The organism is Klebsiella sp. K5-45 (assembly GCF_030128605.1).
GTDB classification, from domain to species: Bacteria; Pseudomonadota; Gammaproteobacteria; order Enterobacterales; family Enterobacteriaceae; genus Klebsiella; species Klebsiella quasipneumoniae.
This window is the reverse complement of sequence record NZ_JAKUZW010000008.1, coordinates 125504-145457: the sequence shown is the minus strand read 5'-3', so window position 1 is coordinate 145457 and position 19954 is coordinate 125504. Positions and strand designations below refer to the sequence as shown.

Below are 19954 nucleotides of genomic sequence, written 5' to 3'. Positions count from 1 at the left end.
ATTGTGACCGCTTTTTCTACCCTGACTGTTTTACCTGCCGCCCAATTAGCCAACCTTAACGAGCTGGGTTATCTGTCGATGACGCCGGTTCAGGCCGCCGCCCTGCCGGCGATCCTCGCGGGGAAAGATGTGCGCGTGCAGGCAAAAACCGGCAGCGGAAAAACGGCCGCCTTCGGGCTGGGTCTGCTGCAGCATATCGATCCGTCGCGCTTTGAGACCCAGTCGCTGGTGCTGTGTCCGACCCGCGAACTGGCCGATCAGGTTGCCGGCGAGCTGCGCCGTCTGGCGCGCTGCCTGCCGAACATCAAGATTTTGATGCTCTGCGGCGGGCAGCCGTTTGGCGCCCAGCGCGATTCACTGCAGCACGCCCCGCATATTATCGTCGCCACTCCGGGCCGTCTGCTCGATCATCTGCAGAAGGGGACGGTCTCTCTCGACGCGCTGCAGACCCTGGTGATGGATGAAGCGGACCGCATGCTCGACATGGGCTTCAGCGACGCCATCGACGAGGTGATCCGCTTCGCGCCGGCTGACCGGCAGACGCTGCTGTTTTCCGCCACCTGGCCTGCGGCGATCGCGGCGATCAGCGGTCGGGTGCAGCGTCATCCGGAAACGATTGAGATTGACAGCGTCGATGCGCTACCGGCTATCGAACAGCAGTTCTTTGAAGTTTCCCGTCACGGCAAGATTGCGCTGCTCCAGCGTCTGCTCAGCCAGCATCAGCCGGCGTCCTGCGTGGTGTTCTGCAATACCAAGCGCGATTGCCAGGCGGTCTGCGATGCGCTCAACGCCGCCGGGCAGAGCGCATTATCGCTGCACGGTGACCTCGAGCAGCGCGACCGCGATCAAACGCTGGTGCGCTTCGCGAACGGCAGCGTCCGGGTTCTGGTGGCGACCGATGTCGCTGCCCGCGGCCTGGACATCAAATCTCTCGCGCTGGTGGTGAACTTCGAGCTGGCCTGGGATCCGGAAGTGCATGTGCACCGCATCGGCCGTACCGCCCGCGCCGGCGAACAAGGTCTGGCTATCAGCTTCTGCGCGCCGGAAGAGGCGCAGCGCGCCACCATTCTGGCCGACATGCTGCAGTTATCCCTCAACTGGCTGCCGGCGCCGGCGGGCAACGCTATCACGCCGCTGACGGCGGAGATGGCGACGCTGTGCATCGACGGCGGAAAAAAGGCGAAAATGCGCCCGGGGGATGTGCTGGGGGCGTTGACCGGTGATATGGGATTTGATGGCGCCGATATCGGCAAAATTAACGTCCACCCGGCCCACGTCTATGTGGCGATCCGCCAGAATATGGCGCAGAAGGCGTATAAGCAGTTACAAAACGGCAAGATCAAAGGCAAAGCCTGCCGCGTACGACTGCTGAAGTAAGGGCAGAATAGCGCGTCTCAGGCGGCGGCCTGAGACGCTTGCAGGTTACTTCACTTCCACTACGTTCAGACGCAGCTCATCCAACCGGGCGTCCTCTTCCTCCGGCTGCCAGCCGGCAGGCTGCAGGGGAATCTCTTCCCGGTCAAACGCTAAATCGCCGCCGTCCACCACCTCGGAGCCGTGGTTGATGCCTTTAAAATCAAACAGATTAACGTCGCTCAGGTGCGAAGGCACCACGTTCTGCATTGCGCTAAACATGGTTTCAATGCGTCCCGGATAACGCTTATCCCAGTCGCGAAGCATATCGGCGATCACCTGGCGCTGCAGGTTAGGCTGCGAACCGCACAGGTTGCAAGGAATGATCGGGAAGCCCTTGGCCTGAGAGAAGTGCTCGATGTCCTTTTCGCGGCAGTAGGCCAGCGGGCGGATGACGATGTGTTTGCCGTCGTCGCTCATCAGCTTCGGCGGCATTCCTTTCATTTTGCCGCCGTAGAACATATTCAGGAACAGCGTCTGCAGGATGTCGTCTCGATGATGGCCGAGGGCAATCTTGGTGGCGCCAAGTTCGGTGGCGGTACGGTAGAGAATGCCGCGACGCAGGCGAGAGCACAGCGAGCAGGTGGTTTTCCCTTCCGGGATCTTCTCTTTGACGATGCCGTAGGTGTTCTCTTCAACAATCTTATATTCAACGCCCAGCTGCTCAAGATACGCCGGCAGAATATGCTCCGGGAACCCGGGCTGTTTCTGGTCGAGGTTCACCGCCACCAGCGAGAAGGAGATGGGCGCGCTTTTCTGCAGGTTACGCAGGATCTCCAGCATGGTATAGCTGTCCTTGCCGCCTGACAGACAAACCATAATGCGGTCGCCCTCTTCAATCATATTGAAGTCGGCGATCGCCTCACCGACGTTGCGGCGCAGACGTTTCTGCAGCTTATCGATGTTGTATTTCTCTTTCTTTGTAAGTTCTTGATTTTCTTGCATTGTTAACATTCTCAAAATCTAAAAGGGGCATATAGGGGGCAAAACGTGTTAAAGCCCAAGCCGGGAATTCAACATAGAAACCTGGTCGCCGTTCATTTCTTCTATCCATGTACTATAAACGTCGTACACCATTTGCGCGTTTTCATGCCCCATCTGATTGGCTATAAAAGACGGGTTTGCGCCAGCCGTCAGGAGCCAGCAGGCAAAAGTATGCCGCGTATGGTACGGATTCCTGCGGCGAATGCCAGCGCGTTTTACTGCAGCTTCCCATCTGCTGCCTATACTGCTGTGCGAGTAGCAGGGTTTTTGCTCGCCTTTCCGTCTCCGCGGCATGAAAATAAATCGCAAATTCTGTTCCTCGCTTGAGCCGTATTCCCTGTGGTGAAACGTGATAGTGGATGCCGGATGTCCAGCTGTCAGTTCATGCTGCGCTTTCAGCGCGTCCAGGGCAGGTCCGAGCAATTGTATCGTCCGGTTTCCTGCTGCTAATACCATACCGAGGCCTTTTGCTGAGGCGCTGGTGAGAGGTAACTCGCCGGAGATGTGCCGGGCGTGAGAAACCGTAAAAGCACCTGGGAAGCAATAAAATACCCGGCAATCAGTGCCGGGTTTTGGGGCTCACATAAGATTGGAAATCTGGCTGTAAGAGAGGTGTTTACTTTACTTGACCCTAAATGATAAGTCGAAACTCCTCATTTATTAATGGAATATAGGTGAATGGAAGCGTTATAGGGAAGGAGTAGCCCTGCGGAAGAATGGCGATGCCTCAATCCCCCGCAGAACGCAAAGCGCGCAGCTAACCCGGCTGTGATATATAATCCCCTCCATACCAGCGGGGATGTAGAAGTGGAGCCGCATCCTCCGGCGTTGCATGAAAAAGGCGTATTAGGGATCTATAGACATAAGGAAAACAACAATTGGTATCTGTTATGAAAAAAACATTACTTCTGGTTTGCGCTGTTCTTATATCAAACTTGGCACTTGCTGCAGAAAATAAAGAAGAAGTTGTGCCTGTGCGGATAAGTTGCCCTAATCCTTATTATCCAGTTTCTGCCATGGCTAATCGGATTAGTGGCACAGTAAATTACGCTGCCTCAGTAAATGAAAAAGGGGAAGTAACTTCTGTTGAGACAACTGGTGCTGAGATCTTTTTTAGAGAAACAAGATCAGCAATGAGAAAATGCAAGTATGAGCCCGGAAAGCCAGGCATTGCGCGTGGAAAAATAAGATTTCGTCCATCTCAACCGTAAATACTGCTAGCCTACCTGGATTTTGTGTACTGAGAGATCTAGCAGCCTGATGCTCTTGCAATGGGAGTCGAGCCAAGAGATGTTATGTTGGCAAGCTCTAGAGATTTACCTGGCAAAATCACTGGTTAAGGGGAGCAGGTTAGTCATGGTTGGCTGAAAAAAACGGAGACGAGTCAGGCTCTCCTGTTCCCGGTGTGATTGCTGAAAAATTTCGTGGCTGTGAGTTTTCGAACTTTCATTCATTCGGGAGAGCTTTCAGGAAGGCGGTTTCTGATACCACTGAGCTAACTGAGCGGTTTGACAAGCTAGCTTAGGGGGTATCAAGTTAGAAACATGGTCGTTCATTCGTAAAATGAGCATGTCGGGGGAAGGCTTAAACATGAATTAGAACACGCAAAAGCTATTAAAATACCGGTGATGTGTATGGTATTGAGAACTGGCGAGTTATGATGCACAAAAAGCCATGTCGAAGTTCACTAAGCAATGGTGGTAAATGATGGACAATAAAAAAAGCATTTCTGATTACACCGAATCTGAGTTTTTAGCTTTTGTGGAAAAGATATTTAAACCGGATAATACAACCGAAGATGAAGATGTGCAAAATGTTTTAGAGTTTGAACGTATCACTGAACACCCTAATGGTTCTGATGTAATTTTCTATCCTCCAAAGGGCCGAGAGGATAGTCCGGAAAGGGTTGTTAAGGAAGTGAAAGAATGGCGGGCCAGGAATGGCAAGCCTGGTTTCAAAGAGTAGCTGATCGGTACAGTTGCGTTATCTTACCTATCTTAACGTGATAATAGATGACTTCTGATTGAAACTCGCGCCGGCGGTTTTTTATTACGTTGAATTTATTATCGGTGAAAGTAGTTCACAATTTTGATTTTTTATCAACCAGCCCTAAAGATGCCGTCGGAGCCTGAGCAACTTCCTTAACTTATGCGCTTTGAGGGCATTCCCGATGCAAAAGGCAATCAGAACACCAAGGTCTGCTTTCAGCATAGTGCGGGTATTATCAGGTTATTGGATTTTAATAGCCTCAATCAATTACGCCCCCTGATTCCTAACGTTGTCCACCGCTCGGAAAACGGGGTGCCATGTGAAATGATCAGCAGGTTCCGCACCATCTGCAATTATCTCATTCACCTCTTTTCCTCGAATAGCCTGCCTCATCCATTCCCGGGTGGATTCAGGTACCAGGACCAGCGGCCGGCGCTGTGGGGGCTGGCTGTATGTAAATATAAAATAAATTCAGTTGGTTGGAGGGGGCACAACTTATTGGTGTTGTACATTTTTACTGATTTCTTGATTTTGCAGCATGTAATAGTGGCTCAATTCATAGTGTGGCATCAGAAGAGCACGCGTTCTGCCAGCCGCTGGACAACGTGGCGCTGGCGCGTAGCAATTAATGAGGTCTGACAGACAACCGTGGCGTGTATGGTACGGATTCAGGGGCGGAATGTCAGCATCTTTCCGGCACTTTCCGCTGCGGGCAGGCAAGCTGGTGGAGCAGAAGTAAAAATAAACAGCCCGCCGGGCGGCGGGCTATGGCGCTAGCGGACGACCAGCACCGAGCACTCGGCGTGGCGGACCACCGCGGCGGCGTTGGAGCCCAGCAGATAGGTGGTGATATCCGGCCGGTGCGAAGCGATGATCACCAGGTCGGCGGGTAGCGACCTGGCGAGGGCCAGGATCTTATCTTTTGGCGATCCTTCGGCAACGTGAAAATGTTTCCGATCTTCCGGGATAGAGAACTGTTTCGCGAGTTCTTTAAGCTGCGTTTCCGTTCCTTCACGCAGCTCATCCATACCAGGCAGTTCGGCGGTATAGGCCATTCCCAGTGAGGCATAATAAGGCAGGGAAGGGATAACGGAGAGGAAATGGACCTCAGCGTCGTCAATCCGCGCTTCCGATTCAACGTGACTGATAATGCGTTCAGTAAATTCTTTATCAGAGATATCGATGGGGACAAGAATCATTCTGCTCATAAAACCTCCTGTTTAAGTATCCCCTCATATTGTACGGCATTATGGCACGTTTTGTATCATGACCGCAGTCACACTTTGACATTAACGTGACTTGTGTTCGGGAAATTTTCCCTTTATCACGCCGTCATAAAAGCGACCTTTTGACACCACCTGTAAAAAGTCACGAAAAATACGCGGTGGAACGCCGGTATATTGCAACGGCGGCTGGTGATAAAAACAAATTTCCAGCGTGGCGGAAGCGTCATCATAGGCGACAGAGATAATTCGGGAAGATTTAACCGGGTGATGATGCATGATGGACGTCCTCGGGCAGGCACTGACTGAGCACGACTATATCACTAAACGGACGCTTATTTTAAGCGGTGGGATATATTGTTTTGTTTTAGCTGCTGCGATGCAGAGAGAGAAAGCCCGCCGGAACCGGCGGGCTGGCGCATCAGAACTGGTAAACCAGGCCCAACGCGACGATGTTGTCGGTAGAGATACCGTTGTCTTTGTAGAAGCTGTCGTTGTCATCCAGCAGATTGATTTTGTAATCAACGTAGGTTGACATATTACGGTTGAAGTAATAGGTGGCGCCGACGTCCATATATTTGACCAGATCTTTATCGGCGTAGCTGCCGGTATTATAGAGATCTTTGCCTTTGGACTGCAGATAGGAGATAGCCGGACGCAGACCAAAGTCGAACTGATACTGAGCGGTGACTTCGAAGTTTTGCGTTTTGTTGGCCACGCCGTCGTTGCCGTAAGGGGTCATGTTGCGGGTTTCAGAGTACATGGTCGCCAGGTAGATATTGTTGGCGTCGTACTTCAGGCCAGCGGTCCAGGCTTCAGCTTTATCGCCACGGGCGTTGGTCTGGGTCATCTGGTCGTTGGTACGGTCAGATGAGGTGTAGGCCGCTGCCGCGCTGATGCCCATGCCGAAGTTATAGGAGGTGGAAAGACCGAAACCGTCGCCGTTGTCAAAGCGAACATCGCTGTCGCTGCTGCGGTTGTTGGTGCCGACGTTGATGTCCTGGGCGTTCTGGCCTTCGTTTTTACCCTGATACTGCAGGGCGAAGTTCAGACCGTCTACCAGACCGAAGAAGTCGCTGTTACGGTAGGTCGCGACGCCGTTGGCGCGGCCTGCCATAAAGTTATCCGCATAGGTGTAAGAGTCGCCGCCGAACTCCGGCAGCATATCGGTCCAGCCTTCGACGTCGTACAGCACGCCGTAGTTACGACCGTAGTCGAAGGAACCGTAATCGCCCACTTTGATACCGGCGAAGGCCAGACGGGTCCACGCCTGATCGCCGGCGCTTTCGGTATTGTTGGCCTGAACGTTGTATTCCCACTGGCCGTAACCGGTGAGCATATCGTTGATCTGGGTTTCGCCTTTAAAGCCAAAGCGAACGTAAGTTTGGTCGCCGTCTTTTTTCGAGTCGCTGGAGAAATAGTGCAGACCGTCTACCTTGCCATAGACATCTAATTTATTTCCGTCTTTATTATAAATTTCCGCCGCATGCGCGGCGCCAGCGGCTAATAAAGCCGGAATAACGAGGGCCAGTACTTTTCTTTTCATGAAGAAATTCCTTTAACTGTTTTTATGTTTTAGCTTCCGGGAAGGAAGTGAACTCATGCTAAAGGAGCGGTCTGAGATATGGTAAGACTCAATTGTTACGATATAAGTAAATTCTAAATAAAATAATACTGAAGTAATGGTGATAATTATGATGAATACATCTTCAACTAATATACAAAATAAAAATTATACATGGTCAGTTTGATCGCGTATTATTCGAGCGTTATATGCCTTTATTGTCATGCCAAGCATTTTTATTTGCCGTCTCATTCTGCGGAATGGTTTTGTTATCGGTAAAACGACAAGCCCGAACTTCATGTTCGGGCTTTTTTTATGGCTCCGGGATGGAAAATAACCTTAGCTCTCGCTCGGTGATTTCTCCGCTTTGCCAGCCAGCTGGGCGAGGAAGTCGTAGCGCTTCTGCAGGTCGGCGGCAGCATCTTTCCACAGCTGCTCCGCCACTTCCGGCTGCTGCGCATTCAGGCGACGGAAGCGTTGCTCATTGAGCAGCGTCTCAGCCAGGGCGTCTGACGGTGGGCGAGAGTCGAGCGCCAGCGGGATCTTGCCTTCTTCCGCCCGACGTGGGTCGAAGCGGTAGAGCGGCCAGAAGCCGGTGGCGGTCAGCTGACGCATTTGATCGTGGCTGAGCGCCAGATCGTAGCCATGCTCTTCGCAAGGACTGTAGGCGATGATCAGCGACGGCCCCGGATAGGCTTCCGCTTCCTGAATCGCTTTCACCGTCTGGTTCAGCTGCGCGCCCAGCGAAATCTGCGCCACATAGACATGACCATACATCATCATGCTGACGCCAAGATCTTTGCGTGCCTTGCGTTTACCGTGCTCGCCAAACTTAGTGACCGCCCCCAGCGGGGTGGCTTTTGACGCCTGGCCGCCGGTGTTGGAGTAACACTGGGTATCCAGCACCAGAATGTTGACGTTTTCCGTCAGGCTCAGCACATGATCCAGGCCGCCGAAGCCGATATCGTAGGCCCAGCCGTCGCCGCCGATCAGCCAGACGGATTTCTCCACCAGCGCGTCGGCATCGGTCAGCAGCTCTTCAGCGCCTTGCACGCCGGTCAGCGCCTGGCGCAGGGCCGCCACCTGTTCACGGCGCGCTTCCGGCGTCGCCTCGGCATGCAGCGCCGCGTTCAGCTCTGCCGGCAGCTGGTCGGCGAATTCGCTCAGCAGGCGCATCACGCGCTGACGATGTTGATCGACGGTTAAGCGGAAGCCGAGCCCGAATTCAGCGTTATCCTCAAACAGCGAGTTGGCCCACGCCGGGCCGCGGCCGTTGGCGTCGGTCGTGTACGGGGTCGAGGGCAGGTTGCCGCCGTAAATGGATGAGCAGCCGGTGGCATTGGCAATCAGCATCCGGTCGCCATACAACTGGGTCAGCAGTTTGATATACGGCGTTTCGCCACAGCCGGAGCAGGCGCCGGAGTATTCAAACAGCGGGCTGATCAGCTGCGAAGTGCGGATATCAATACGCTCCAGTTTGCTGCGGTCGATTTCCGGCAGGTTGAGGAAGTAATCGTAATTCACTTTCTCCTCTTCCACATGCTCCAGGCGGGACATCATATTGATGGCCTTGATCTCCGGATTCTGGCGATCTTTTGCCGGGCACACTTCCACGCACAGGTTGCAGCCGGTGCAGTCTTCCGGGGCGACCTGCAGTACGTATTTCTGCCCGCGCATATCGCGGGACTTGACGTCCAGCGAGTGCAGACTGGCAGGGGCGTTCTCCATCTCTTCCGGTGCGACCACTTTGGCGCGGATCGCCGAGTGCGGGCAGGCGGCGACGCAGTGGTTGCACTGGGTACATAGCGCTTCCTTCCAGATGGGGATCTCTTCGGCGATGTTGCGTTTCTCCCAGCGCGTGGTGCCCATGGGCCAGGTGCCGTCCGGCGGCAGGGCGGAGACCGGCAGCGCATCGCCGAGACCGGCCAGCATCGCGGCGGTGACCGTTTTGACGAAATCCGGCGCGGCGTCGGAGACCACCGGCGGGCGGTTCGGACTGTTGGCATTCACCGGCTGCAGCGGCACTTCCGCCAGCGATTCGCGGGCCAGGGCCAGCGCCTGCCAGTTGCGTTCCACCAGCTCCTGGCCTTTGCTGCTGTAGCTTTTGGCGATGGCCGCCTGCAGTTCCGCCAGCGCGCTGTCGCCAGGCAGGATGTGAGTCAGATGGAAGAACGCCATCTGCATCACGGTATTAATGCGCGCCCCGAGGCTACATTCGCGGGCGATCTTCGCCGCGTTGACCACGTAAAAACGCGCTTTTTTCTGATTCAGAGTGGCCTGTACTTCCTGCGGCAGGCGGGACCAGACTTCATCGGCGCTGTACGGCGTGTTGAGCAGGAAAATGCCGCCGGGCTTCAGCCGCTCGGCCATCTGGTATTTATCGATAAACTGCAGCTGGTGGCAGCCAACGAAATCGGCCTGCGAAATCAGATACGAAGAACGAATCGGCTTTTCGCTGACCCGCAGATGGGAGACGGTCAGGCCGCCCGCCTTCTTCGAGTCATAGACAAAGTACCCCTGGGAGAACCACGGGGTGGAATTGCCGATGATTTTGATATTGTTTTTGGTGGCCGACACGCTGCCGTCGCTGCCGAGGCCGTAGAACAGCGCTTCGAGCTTGGCCTCTGATGGCAGAGTATTTTCGCCCAGCGGCAGCGACAGGTTGGTCACGTCGTCATAGATGCCGACGGTAAAGCGCGGCTTCGGCTGGGCGGCCTGCAGCTCATGGAATATCGCCAGCACGCATTCCGGACCGAACTCCTTGGAAGAGAGACCGTAGCGGCCGCCGATGGTCCGCGGCAGCGTCTCGCGCTCGCCGCGGTTAAAGGCTTCCGCCAGGGCGGTCATCACGTCGAGATACAGTGGCTCCGCGTGCGCGCCAGGTTCTTTGGTGCGATCCAGCACCGCCACCGCCCGGGCGCTCTCCGGCAGCGCTGCCAGCAGGTGGGCGGCGGAGAATGGGCGATAGAGGCGCACTTTCAGGACGCCGACTTTCTCGCCGCGGCTCAGCAGTTCATCGACCACCTCTTCGCAGGTGCCGATGGCCGAGCCCATAATGACGATCACGCGTTCCGCCTGCGGATGGCCGTAAAACTCAAACGGTTTGTACTGGCGGCCGGTGGCGGCGGCGAAGTCATCCATCGCTTTCTCGACATGATCATAAACCGCGTCGTACCACGGGTTGGTGGCCTCCCGCGACTGGAAGTAGGTGTCAGGGTTAGCGGAGGTCCCGCGGATCACCGGGTGTTCCGGATTGAGCGCGCGCTGGCGATGCTCAGCGATTTTCTCCTGCGGCAGCAGGGCGCGAATCGTGTCATCCGCCAGCGGGGCGATTTTGTTGATTTCGTGCGAAGTGCGGAAACCATCAAAGAAATGAATAAACGGCACCCGGCTTTGCAGGGTGGCGATATGCGAGATCAGCGCGAAATCCTGCGCTTCCTGAACGCTGCTGGCGCACAGCATGGCGCACCCGGTCTGACGCACGGCCATCACATCGGAATGGTCGCCGAAGATCGACAGCGCGTGGGTGGCGACAGTGCGGGCGGCGACGTGCAGGACAAACGGCATCAGCTGGCCGGCCAGTTTGTACAGCGTGGGGATCATCAGCAGCAGGCCCTGCGATGAGGTAAAGGACGTGGAGAGGGCGCCAGTCTGCAGCGCGCCATGTACGGCGCCAATGGCGCCTGCCTCCGACTGCATTTCGACCACGCGTGGCACATCGCCCCAGACGTTTTTCAGCCCATTGCCGGCCCAGGCGTCAGCCTGTTCCGCCATCGTTGAACTGGGCGTGATCGGGTAGATGGCGATAACTTCACTGGTGCGAAACGCGACGGAAGCGACCGCGCCATTACCATCAATCGTAATCATATGAAGACACCCTTACATTGCGCAAAAGAATGGACGCGTGAAACCGCGACGCGCCCTGTAATTATATAAGAGGTAGTTTAGCAAACCGTTGGCGCCGCCATTTTTGCATTTGTGTCCTCAATACGACGGCTACCCGTGACCAGATCAATATTTTGCGCAGTTCGCGGAGAAAGTAGCTTTTCTGGACGTGAAGGCGAGCCATCGCCCGGTGAGTATCCCTGTGCAGATCAACCTTTACGCAGAAATTTGCTAGAAAATGTTAATGAGACGCATAAATACGTACTTCCCCTCTCGACGCCGCGCGCCACGCTGCCTATTATTCTTGGGTTTGCTATTTAAGACGTTTCCGAGGGGAGAGAAAATGCGAGCTGCGATGTTAGTGGGATGTGCGGCGCTGTTGCTGTCGGCGTGCAGTAGTGAACCCGTTCAGCAGGCCACGGCGGCGCACGTCACGCCAGGAATGCGGGCGGCGATGAGCGACGCCGGTCAGGCCAACTGCGCCATGATAGGCGGCTCGTTATCGGTGGCTCGTCAGCTCGATGGTTCAGCGATTGGCATGTGCGCGCTGCCGAACGGTAAACGCTGCAGCGAGCAGGCGCTGGCGGGCGGAAGCTGCGGCTATTAATGGCAGCTCCGCAGCGGGCTCAAAACGCCGGCTAGTGCATCAGGTCGGCGAGCTTATAGACCAGCGTCTGGTCGGCGGTCGCCAGCGTCAACTGGTTTTCCGTCAGATCGACCTGCGCGCCCTCGCGCAGCATCTTACCAATGGTCGCATCAAGGGTATTAAGCTGGGCATCGTGGCACAGCATCCGGGTCATCGCCAGCGATTTGACCTTCAGCTCGCCGTCCGACACCTTACCTTCCCCGCTGAAGCCGTTGCACATATTGCCCGAAACATACATATTGCCGGTGATAGCCATCTTCTCGCCGAAGCTCAGCTCCAGCGGCCGGTCGCCAGCGTTTACCGCCTGGCCGTTGACGCTGGTCAGCACGAAACGATGATGCTGTAGCTGTTCCGCGCCGGTGGACACCTTACTGTTATAGACACAGCCGGACAGCAGCAACCCTGCCGCCAGTAATGCCGCAAATTTGTTCATTTTCACTCCAAAACATTCACATTACTAATAAAACAAAGCCAGTGTAACGGTATCGCAGCGGGGATCTGTGGGGATTATCTGAATGTGCTCCCCCCGGGGAGAGGAGCACAAAAGGGAAAGGAATCAGACGATAGCGTTCGGGCAGGTTTCACCGTTGGCGACCTGCTGCAGATTGCCCAGGGTGGTCTCCGAAATGCTGATCAGCGCCTCGGCGGTGAGGAACGCCTGATGGCCGGTGAACAGCACGTTGTGGCAGGCGGAGAGGCGACGGAAGACGTCATCCTGGATCACGTCGTTGGATTTGTCTTCGAAGAACAGATCGCGTTCGTTCTCATAAACGTCCAGCCCCAGCGCGCCAATTTTTTGGTGCTTCAGGGCATCGATGGCCGCCTGGGAGTCGATCAGCGCGCCGCGGCTGGTGTTAATCACCATCACTCCGTCCTTCATCTGATCGAAAGCCCCGCGATTGAGCAGATGGTAGTTTTCGTCGGTCAGCGGGCAGTGCAGGGAGATCACGTCCGACTCCTTGTACAGCGTGGCGAGGTCGACATATTCCACCCCCAACTCCAGCGCGGCGGCGCTTGGGTACGGGTCGAACGCCAGCAGACGCATGCCAAAACCTTTGAGGATCCGCAGCATCGCCACGCCAATTTTCCCGGTGCCAATCACCCCGGCGGTTTTGCCATACATGGTGAAACCGGTGAGGCCTTCCAGGGAGAAATTAGCATCACGGGTACGCTGATAGGCGCGGTGGATGCGGCGGTTAAGCGACATCATCATGCCGATCGCATGCTCAGCCACCGCTTCCGGCGAGTAGGCCGGGACGCGCACGACGCGCAGGCCAAGCTCTTTCGCCGCCTCGAGGTCGACGTTGTTAAACCCGGCGCAGCGCAGGGCGATATACTTCACGCCGTGGGCCTTCAGCTCCTCCAGCACCGGACGGCTGCCGTCGTCATTGACGAAGATGCATACCGCTTCGCAACCGTTGGCGGTTTTGGCGGTTTTCTCTGTCAGCAGGAAGTCGAAGAATTCCAGTTCAAAGCCGTAGGTATCATTCACGTGCTGCAGGTACTTTTTATCGTACTGCTTCGTACTGTAAACCGCGATTTTCATAAGACTTTTCTCCAGTGATTATAACGTCACGGTAGCATATTTAAAATAATCGTACAATTATTAAAAAATAGTTTAAATGGCAGGTGCTTATCCTAATTCTAGAGCATATCGCGGATTTGAGGAATCTCTTTGAAAGACAAAGTTTTTTTTACCACAAACTCAGGCTTAAAGCGCCGGGGGAGAGCAGCAGAAACGGCCACAGCAGACCGGAGCTGACGTTAGCCAGCTGAAACGACCACAGCGGCAGGCCGCTGGCGCCGCTGACCAGGGGCAGGGTGGCGCGCAGGGGAGAGAGAAAGCGGCTGAAAAAGACCGCCCACAGCCCTCGGCGCTGAAAAAAGAGTCGGCTGCGGGCCAGCCGCTCGGCGGTCAGCCAGCGTAACTGCGTAAGGCGGTGACGATAGCGAACGCCCAACCACCACGAGAGCCAGAATCCGCCGATGGCGCCGAGGCTGGCGCTGGACCACATTAGCAGGAAATGACCGAGGCTGGCGGAAGCGAATGTCCCCAGCAGCAGCAGGCCGGAGGTGCCCGGGATGGCCAGCGACACCAGCGCGCAGGATTTAGTGAAAGTGAGCAAGAAAACCATCAGTAATACCAATGGATAGTGGCCCTGTGCGCTCTCAATGAGCGAGATAATTAACGACACCGTCTCTCCCGCAAGCAATACCTATCTTTCTGGAGTGTGGCAGGGGGTGCTTAAACAAAGGTTAAATGGTGACGGCCGATCGCCGCGCCGCGATACCGGCTGGCAACTATGCTTTAACAGGTCGCAAACTTTCACTCACTGGTCGAACGTGTCACAATGGGCGCCTTTCGGCTTTTACTTATGTTGAATCAGGATATTAACTGCCCATGAAGGGTAAATATAAAGCCGCCATCGCGCTGGTGTTAGCGCTGGTGTTACTGCCGCTAACCCTGCTGTTGACGCTGACCCACTGGGTGCCGACGCTGGCGGGCATCTGGCTGCCCGTGGGCACTCATATCGCTATGCAGGAGAGCCCGCGTCTTACGCGTTCCGCCCTGCTGATCCCCGATCTGCGCTATCTGGTGGGCGAGTGTGAACTCGCCAGGGTGACCGATGCCCGTCTCTCGCGCCCCAGCCGCTGGCGGCTGCATATTGACCAACTGGAGATCAACAGCGCCTGCCTGAGCAAACTGCCGGCCAGCGATCCCACGCCCGGATCGCCGCGCACCCTTGCCGAATGGCAATCGATGCTGCCCTACAGCTGGTTAACTATTGATAACCTGCGGCTGTCGCCGTGGGAAAAATGGCAGGGGCGGCTGGTGATGTCACTGACCCCTGCGCAGCAGGATATCGGCTTTGCCGGTAACGATTTGAGCCTGCAGGCGCGCTTGCGCGGCCAGGCGCTTACCGTCAGCCAGTTCAGCGCCCGGCTGGCTGACGATCAGCCGCCGGTGAAGCTGGTGGGTACCTTCCATCTGCCGCTGGTGCCGGATGGCCTGCCGGTCGATGGCCAGATGCAGGGCACCTTCGAATTCCCGCAGACTGCGGAATGGATCGATGCCGAGCTGACGTGGCAGCATAATCGCGGCCAGCTGCTGGTCACCCCGCGCGGCGAGGTGGAGCCCATTCTCGACCTGCCGTGGGAGATCACTCCGGTGCGGATCACCATCAGCGACGGCCGCTGGCGCACCCGCTACGAGGCGTATCCGCTGAGCGGCCGCGTGGCGCTGTCGGTGGGTAACTGGCAGCAGGGCACGGAACAGATGATCGTCAGCGGTCGCTTGAATGTTCTCACCGAGGGGCATGCCGGAAAAGGCAACGCGGTGCTGAATATCGGCCCGGGCAAGCTGAGCATGGATAACAGCGACCTGCCGCTGCGACTCACCGGCGAGGCCAAGCTGGGGGAGATGATCTTTTACGCCGCGCTGCCGGCCCAGCTCAGCGGGTCGCTGGTCAGCCCGCAGCTGGCGTTTCACCCCGGGGCGCTACTGCGTTCGCGCGGGCGGGTGATCGACGCGCTGAACATTGACGAAATTCGCTGGCCGCTGGCCGGGGTAAAGGTCACGCAGCAGGGCGTCGATGGCCGCCTGCAGGCGATCCTCCGCGCCCATGAGCAGCAGATGGGCGACTTTACGTTGCACCTGGACGGTCTGGCGAACGATTTTCTGCCCGACAGCGGCCGCTGGCAGTGGCGCTACTGGGGCGAGGGGCATTTCACGCCTATGCAGGCGCGCTGGGATGTGAAGGGCAGCGGTGAGTGGCGGGACAATGCCATTACGCTGAGCAGCCTCTCCACGGGTTTCGACAAGCTCGAGTACGGCACGATGCGGGTCAGCACGCCGCGTCTGACCCTCGAGCAGCCGATCCGCTGGCTGCGCGATGCTGAGCATCCTCGGCTGACCGGCGCGCTGTCGCTGGATGCGGCAAAAACTACCTTCACCGGCGGCAGCTATCTTCCGGCATCGACGCTGAAATTCGCCCTCGACGGCCGGGACCCGACGTGGTTCCAGTTCACCGGCGCGCTGCACGCCGATACCATTGGCCCGGTGCGGTTGACCGGGCGCTGGGATGGCGAACGGCTGCGCGGTCAGGCGTGGTGGCCAAAACAGTCGTTGACGGTATTCCAGCCGCTGGTGCCGCCGGACTGGAAGATGAACCTGCGCGAAGGCAGTCTCTATGCGCAGGTGGCCTTCTCGGCGGCAGCCGGGCAGGGATTTGAGGCAGGCGGCCATGGCGTCCTGAAGGGCGGCAGCGCCTGGATGCCGGATAACCAGATCAACGGCGTCGACTTCGTCCTGCCGTTCCGCTTCAGCGACGGCCACTGGCAGCTGGGCACCCGCCGTCCGGTCTCCCTGCGCATTGGCGAAATCGTCAACCAAGTCACCGCGCGCAACCTGACGGCGGACCTGCAGGGCACCTGGCCGTGGAGCGAGGCCAATCCACTGCAGCTTAGCGACGTCAGCGTCGACCTGTTAGGCGGCAAGCTGACCCTGCTGCAGCTGCGCATGCCGCAGCGCGACCCGGCGCTGATCCGTCTGCAGCATATCTCCAGCAGCGAACTGACCAGCGCGGTCAAGGTGAAGCAGTTCGCCATGTCCGGGGCGGTGAGCGGCGCGCTGCCGCTGTGGCTGGAGAACAATCAATGGATTATCCATGACGGCTGGCTGCGCAATGACGGACCGATGACCCTGCGGCTGGATAAAGACACCGCCGATGCGCTGGTGGCGGACAACGTCTCCGCCGGGGCGGCGATCAACTGGCTGCGCTATATGGAGATCTCCCGTTCATCGACGCAGATTAACCTGAACAATCTGGGCGTGCTGACGCTTAAAGCCGCCATCAACGGCACCAGCCGGGTGGACGGGAAAAGCAGTACCGTGCATTTAAACTACGCTCATGAGGAGAATATTTTCGATCTGTGGCGCAGTTTACGCTTCGGCGACAATTTACAGGCGTGGCTTGAGCAAAATGCCACGCTGCCCGTGCGGCGCTGTACGGACGGTAAGACATGTAAGGAACCTAAATGAAGAAGCTGTTACTGGCCATAGTGGCGTCGATGCTGCTCGCCGGCTGTACGCCGCGTATCGAAATTGCGGCGTCGAAAGAGCCCATCACCATCAATATGAATGTCAAAATTGAGCATGAGATCCATATCAAGGTCGATAAGGATGTGGAAAACCTGCTGAAATCCCGCAGCGATTTGTTCTGAGGCGACGATGAGAAAACGACTGTTAACCGCGGCGCTGGCGCTGACTCTGCTCAGCGCGCCCGCGCTGGCGTTAACCCTGAGCGAAGCGCGCCAGCAGGGGCGGGTGGGGGAGACGCTGAACGGCTATCTGGCGCCGCTGCGTCAGGATAAAGAGACGCTGGCGCTGGTGAAACAGATCAACGCCGCGCGCAGTGAAAGCTACCAGCAGCTGGCGGATGACAACAATCTGCCGGTGGATGAGGTAGCGAAAATGGCCGGACAGAAACTGGTTGCCCGCGCTCAACCCGGCGAGTACGTTCAGGGGCTAAACGGCCAGTGGCTGCGCAAATAATTAGCGGCAGCGCTTGCGGTATTCGCCCGGCGAGACGCCAAAGCGCTGCTTAAAGGCGGTGGAGAAATGGCTATGGTCGCTGAAGCCCCAGCGGTAGCCGATCCCCGCCAGCTTTTCGTCATCGTGGACGTCCTGTAACGCCCGGGCGCACAGATCCAGCCGCCGGTTCTTAATATACTGCGCCACCACCAGCCCTTTGTCGGCAAACAGCCGATAGAGGCTGCGCACCGACATTCCCATCTCGCTGGCCAGCCACTCCGGCCGCAGATGCTCCGACTGAATGGATGCGTCGATTAACGCTATTATCTTCTGAAACTGCTTGTCCCGCCGGGACGGGGTCGGCTCACGCTGGCGCAGCACCGGGCGCAACAGGCAGGCGATCGCCTCCAGCGCCGCTTCACTTTCGCTGGCGGAGAGCGCCGTGCCGCCCATACTCTCCAGCAGCAGTCGCTGGCTGAGCTGCACCATCGGCAGAGACTTATCCAGCCGGCAGGCGGTAACTATCTCGCCCGTCGGCGCCACCCGCTGGCGCGGCAGCAGCAGCGAAGCCTGACGCGAGGTCTGCTGCCAAACGATAGAGCACGGGCGGGCGGCATCGATCAACGTGATATCCCCTGCCGCCAGGGTCACCTGGCGATCGTCCTGTTCGATCACCGCTTCGCCGGCGAGCTGAAACACGGTATAGAACCAGGCGTCGTTATCGCGTTTTATCTCATTGCGCGTGCGGTAGAGATTGACGCCGGCGGCGGTGACCGTGCTGACCTTGAGGCTGCCGGCGTAGCGGGCGTCAATCTCGCCGTGAAAGCGGCCCTCCAGCGGCCGGGCGGCGAAATGGCCGCAGACCTGATTGATCGTCGCCAGCCAGCGCTGGTACGCCAGCCCCCCCTCAGCCGTGGTCATCATTCGCCCTTCTCCTGTAATAATAATGTTTCTGCATTGTTGCATTTATGCCGCCTCAGGCAAGGGCGCGATGTCGGGTATATGAAAGAACTATTACCTGCGGCACATTTCTGTCAGGGCAGGCGACGGAATTGCGGCGACTGTCACAGCGGCGCAAACGAATGTCACAGAGAAAAAAGCGCCAGCCGCCAACCGGACATAGACTGAAAGCACTATCCGCGAAGAATAAGGAAAGGGTATGTCCACCTCTCAGATAGCGCTGCTTGCCAGCGTCCAGCAGTTTTTAGACCGTCAGCATGGCCTGTATATCGACGGCGCCCCCTGCGCCGCGCAGAGCGAAAACCGGTTAACCGTCTGGGATCCGGCCACCGGGCAGGCGATCGCCACCACCGCCGACGCCAGCCCGGCGGATGTTGACCGGGCGGTGATGTCCGCCTGGCGTGCCTTCGTCGACCGCCGCTGGGCCGGGCGCACCCCGGCCGACCGCGAGCGCATCCTGCTGCGCTTTGCCGATCTGGTGGAGCAGCACGGCGAGGAGCTGGCGCAGCTGGAAACCCTCGAGCAGGGTAAATCCATCGCCATCTCCCGCGCCTTCGAGGTCGGCTGCACCCTGAACTGGATGCGCTACACCGCCGGGCTGACCACCAAAATCAGCGGCCGGACGCTGGACGTCTCGATCCCGTTCCCGCAAGGGGCGCGTTATCAGGCGTGGACCAAAAAAGAGCCGGTGGGGGTAGTGGCGGGCATCGTTCCGTGGAATTTCCCGCTGATGATCGGTATGTGGAAGGTGATGCCGGCGCTGGCGGCGGGTTGTTCGATCGTCATTAAACCCTCAGAAACCACCCCGCTGACCCTGCTGCGGGTGGCGGAGCTGGCGACCCAGGCGGGCATTCCTGACGGGGTGTTCAACGTGGTCACCGGCAGCGGCGCCGGCTGCGGCGCGGCGCTGACCGCCCATCCGCAGGTGGCGAAGGTGAGCTTTACCGGCTCGACGGCCACCGGGAAACAGATTGCGCGGGTGGCCGCCGACCGCCTGACCCGCGTGACGCTGGAGCTGGGCGGCAAGAACCCGGCGATTGTGCTTAAAGACGCCGATCCCCAGTGGGTCATTGAGGGGCTGATGACCGGCAGCTTCCTTAACCAGGGGCAGGTCTGCGCCGCCAGCTCGCGGATCTACATTGAAGCGCCGCTGTTTGACACCCTGGTCAGCGGCTTCGAGCAGGCGGTGAAATCACTGCAGGTAGGGCCGGGAATGCTGGAGACGGCGCAGATCAACCCGGTGGTCTCCCGGGCCCACTGCGACAAGGTGGCGGCCTACCTTGAAGAGGCCCGACAGCAGAAGGCGGAGCTTATCAGCGGCAGCGCCGGACCGGATGCGGGGGGGTACTATATTCCGCCGACGCTGGTGGTTAACCCGGACGCCGGACTGCGCCTCACCCGCGAGGAGGTGTTTGGCCCGGTGGTGAACCTGGTGCGGGTGGCCGACGGCGAGGAGGCGCTGCGCCTGGCCAATGACAGCGATTTTGGCCTGACCGCCAGCGTCTGGACCCGCGACCTGACCCAGGCTCTCAACTATACCGATCGCCTGCAGGCCGGGACGGTATGGGTCAACAGTCATACCCTGATTGACGCCAACCTGCCGTTCGGCGGCATGAAGCAGTCCGGCACCGGTCGCGATTTCGGCCCGGACTGGCTCGACGGCTGGTGCGAAACTAAATCCGTCTGCGTGCGTTACTAGCCCTCCGTCGGGGAAGGCGCATCGCTTTCCCGACGTCCCGCTTGCCGATCTCCGCTCT

Annotated in this window: 18 protein-coding genes and 2 pseudogenes; 9 read left to right on the top strand and 11 right to left on the bottom strand. The window is 57.8% G+C overall.

The genetic code is table 11. The annotated features are described in order from the left end of the window. Nucleotides 1–3: 3 nt before the first annotated feature. A complete protein-coding gene (gene dbpA / locus MKS11_RS17970; RefSeq protein WP_004203986.1) occupies nucleotides 4–1377 on the top strand; it encodes an ATP-dependent RNA helicase DbpA in 1374 nt (457 codons plus the stop codon). Nucleotides 1378–1422: 45 nt separating this feature from the next. Here dbpA and ttcA read toward each other — a convergent pair whose 3' ends face one another. Both ttcA and MKS11_RS17960 read right to left on the bottom strand, forming a co-directional pair. Next, nucleotides 1423–2358 carry a tRNA 2-thiocytidine(32) synthetase TtcA gene (gene ttcA, locus MKS11_RS17965; protein WP_284109639.1) on the bottom strand — a complete coding sequence of 312 codons (936 nt, stop codon included), beginning with the start codon at nucleotides 2356–2358 and terminating at the stop codon, nucleotides 1423–1425. Between the two features lie 48 nt (nucleotides 2359–2406). After that, nucleotides 2407–2841 (bottom strand): annotated as a pseudogene (locus MKS11_RS17960) (tyrosine-type recombinase/integrase); the annotation flags it as partial. A gap of 446 nt (nucleotides 2842–3287) precedes the next feature. Here MKS11_RS17960 and MKS11_RS17955 point away from each other — a divergent pair. The 3 genes from MKS11_RS17955 (at nucleotide 3288) to MKS11_RS17950 (ending at nucleotide 4362) form a co-directional block, all read left to right on the top strand. Further along, nucleotides 3288–3608 carry a TonB family protein gene (locus MKS11_RS17955; RefSeq protein WP_087771366.1) on the top strand — a complete coding sequence of 107 codons (321 nt, stop codon included), beginning with the start codon at nucleotides 3288–3290 and terminating at the stop codon, nucleotides 3606–3608. Nucleotides 3609–3757: 149 nt separating this feature from the next. Then, nucleotides 3758–3922, top strand: coding sequence for a hypothetical protein (locus MKS11_RS27700; protein ID WP_350063100.1), 165 nt, complete (start codon nucleotides 3758–3760; stop codon nucleotides 3920–3922). Between the two features lie 179 nt (nucleotides 3923–4101). Continuing rightward, entirely contained in the window at nucleotides 4102–4362 is a 261-nt protein-coding gene (locus tag MKS11_RS17950; protein WP_077266838.1) for a bacteriocin immunity protein, read from the top strand. Nucleotides 4363–4653: 291 nt separating this feature from the next. Here MKS11_RS17950 and MKS11_RS17945 read toward each other — a convergent pair. From MKS11_RS17945 to nifJ, 5 genes and pseudogenes are all read right to left on the bottom strand, one after another. Next, nucleotides 4654–4821: pseudogene (locus tag MKS11_RS17945) on the bottom strand (SOS response-associated peptidase); the annotation flags it as partial. 338 nt (nucleotides 4822–5159) lie between these two features. After that, nucleotides 5160–5594, bottom strand: a complete 435-nt coding sequence (uspF, locus tag MKS11_RS17940; protein WP_023289426.1) for a universal stress protein UspF — start codon at nucleotides 5592–5594, stop codon at nucleotides 5160–5162. Nucleotides 5595–5675: 81 nt separating this feature from the next. Further along, nucleotides 5676–5888 (bottom strand): KTSC domain-containing protein, encoded by a 213-nt coding sequence (locus tag MKS11_RS17935; protein ID WP_004203998.1) that lies wholly within the window; start codon nucleotides 5886–5888, stop codon nucleotides 5676–5678. A 142-nt stretch (nucleotides 5889–6030) separates the two neighbouring features. Further along, on the bottom strand, nucleotides 6031–7155 hold the full coding sequence (gene ompK37, locus MKS11_RS17930; RefSeq protein WP_023318087.1) for a porin OmpK37: 1125 nt from the start codon (nucleotides 7153–7155) through the stop codon (nucleotides 6031–6033). A gap of 357 nt (nucleotides 7156–7512) precedes the next feature. Continuing rightward, nucleotides 7513–11040, bottom strand: a complete 3528-nt coding sequence (gene nifJ, locus MKS11_RS17925) for a pyruvate:ferredoxin (flavodoxin) oxidoreductase (RefSeq protein ID WP_017898746.1) — start codon at nucleotides 11038–11040, stop codon at nucleotides 7513–7515. Between the two features lie 361 nt (nucleotides 11041–11401). On the opposite strand from nifJ, the gene MKS11_RS17920 reads away from it, so the two are divergent. Continuing rightward, nucleotides 11402–11665, top strand: coding sequence for a DUF333 domain-containing protein (locus MKS11_RS17920; protein ID WP_004140155.1), 264 nt, complete (start codon nucleotides 11402–11404; stop codon nucleotides 11663–11665). A 31-nt stretch (nucleotides 11666–11696) separates the two neighbouring features. Here the strand turns inward: MKS11_RS17920 and hslJ are convergent, their stop codons facing one another. From hslJ to MKS11_RS17905, 3 genes are all read right to left on the bottom strand, one after another. After that, a complete protein-coding gene (gene hslJ, locus MKS11_RS17915; protein WP_004204013.1) occupies nucleotides 11697–12137 on the bottom strand; it encodes a heat shock protein HslJ in 441 nt (146 codons plus the stop codon). Nucleotides 12138–12260: 123 nt separating this feature from the next. Continuing rightward, entirely contained in the window at nucleotides 12261–13250 is a 990-nt protein-coding gene (locus tag MKS11_RS17910; protein WP_004204014.1) for a 2-hydroxyacid dehydrogenase, read from the bottom strand. A gap of 148 nt (nucleotides 13251–13398) precedes the next feature. After that, a complete protein-coding gene (locus MKS11_RS17905) occupies nucleotides 13399–13899 on the bottom strand; it encodes a DedA family protein (RefSeq protein WP_004204015.1) in 501 nt (166 codons plus the stop codon). Between the two features lie 206 nt (nucleotides 13900–14105). On the opposite strand from MKS11_RS17905, the gene MKS11_RS17900 reads away from it, so the two are divergent. Genes MKS11_RS17900 through MKS11_RS17890 form a run of 3 tightly spaced genes read left to right on the top strand, consistent with a single transcriptional unit; the run spans nucleotide 14106 to nucleotide 17258 of the window. After that, complete coding sequence (locus MKS11_RS17900) at nucleotides 14106–16745, top strand: YdbH family protein (protein WP_087771367.1); 2640 nt, start codon at nucleotides 14106–14108, stop codon at nucleotides 16743–16745. Next, on the top strand, nucleotides 16742–16927 hold the full coding sequence (locus MKS11_RS17895) for a YnbE family lipoprotein (protein ID WP_004204017.1): 186 nt from the start codon (nucleotides 16742–16744) through the stop codon (nucleotides 16925–16927). Before MKS11_RS17900 ends, MKS11_RS17895 begins: the two co-directional genes overlap by 4 nt. A gap of 7 nt (nucleotides 16928–16934) precedes the next feature. After that, nucleotides 16935–17258 carry a YdbL family protein gene (locus MKS11_RS17890; protein ID WP_004204018.1) on the top strand — a complete coding sequence of 108 codons (324 nt, stop codon included), beginning with the start codon at nucleotides 16935–16937 and terminating at the stop codon, nucleotides 17256–17258. Here MKS11_RS17890 and feaR read toward each other — a convergent pair whose 3' ends face one another. After that, entirely contained in the window at nucleotides 17259–18161 is a 903-nt protein-coding gene (gene feaR / locus MKS11_RS17885) for a transcriptional regulator FeaR (RefSeq protein WP_032455921.1), read from the bottom strand. A gap of 235 nt (nucleotides 18162–18396) precedes the next feature. Between feaR and MKS11_RS17880 the strand changes: the two genes are divergently transcribed. Next, nucleotides 18397–19896: an aldehyde dehydrogenase family protein gene (locus tag MKS11_RS17880; protein WP_048294657.1), complete on the top strand. Its 1500-nt coding sequence runs from the start codon at nucleotides 18397–18399 to the stop codon at nucleotides 19894–19896. Nucleotides 19897–19954: the final 58 nt, after the last annotated feature.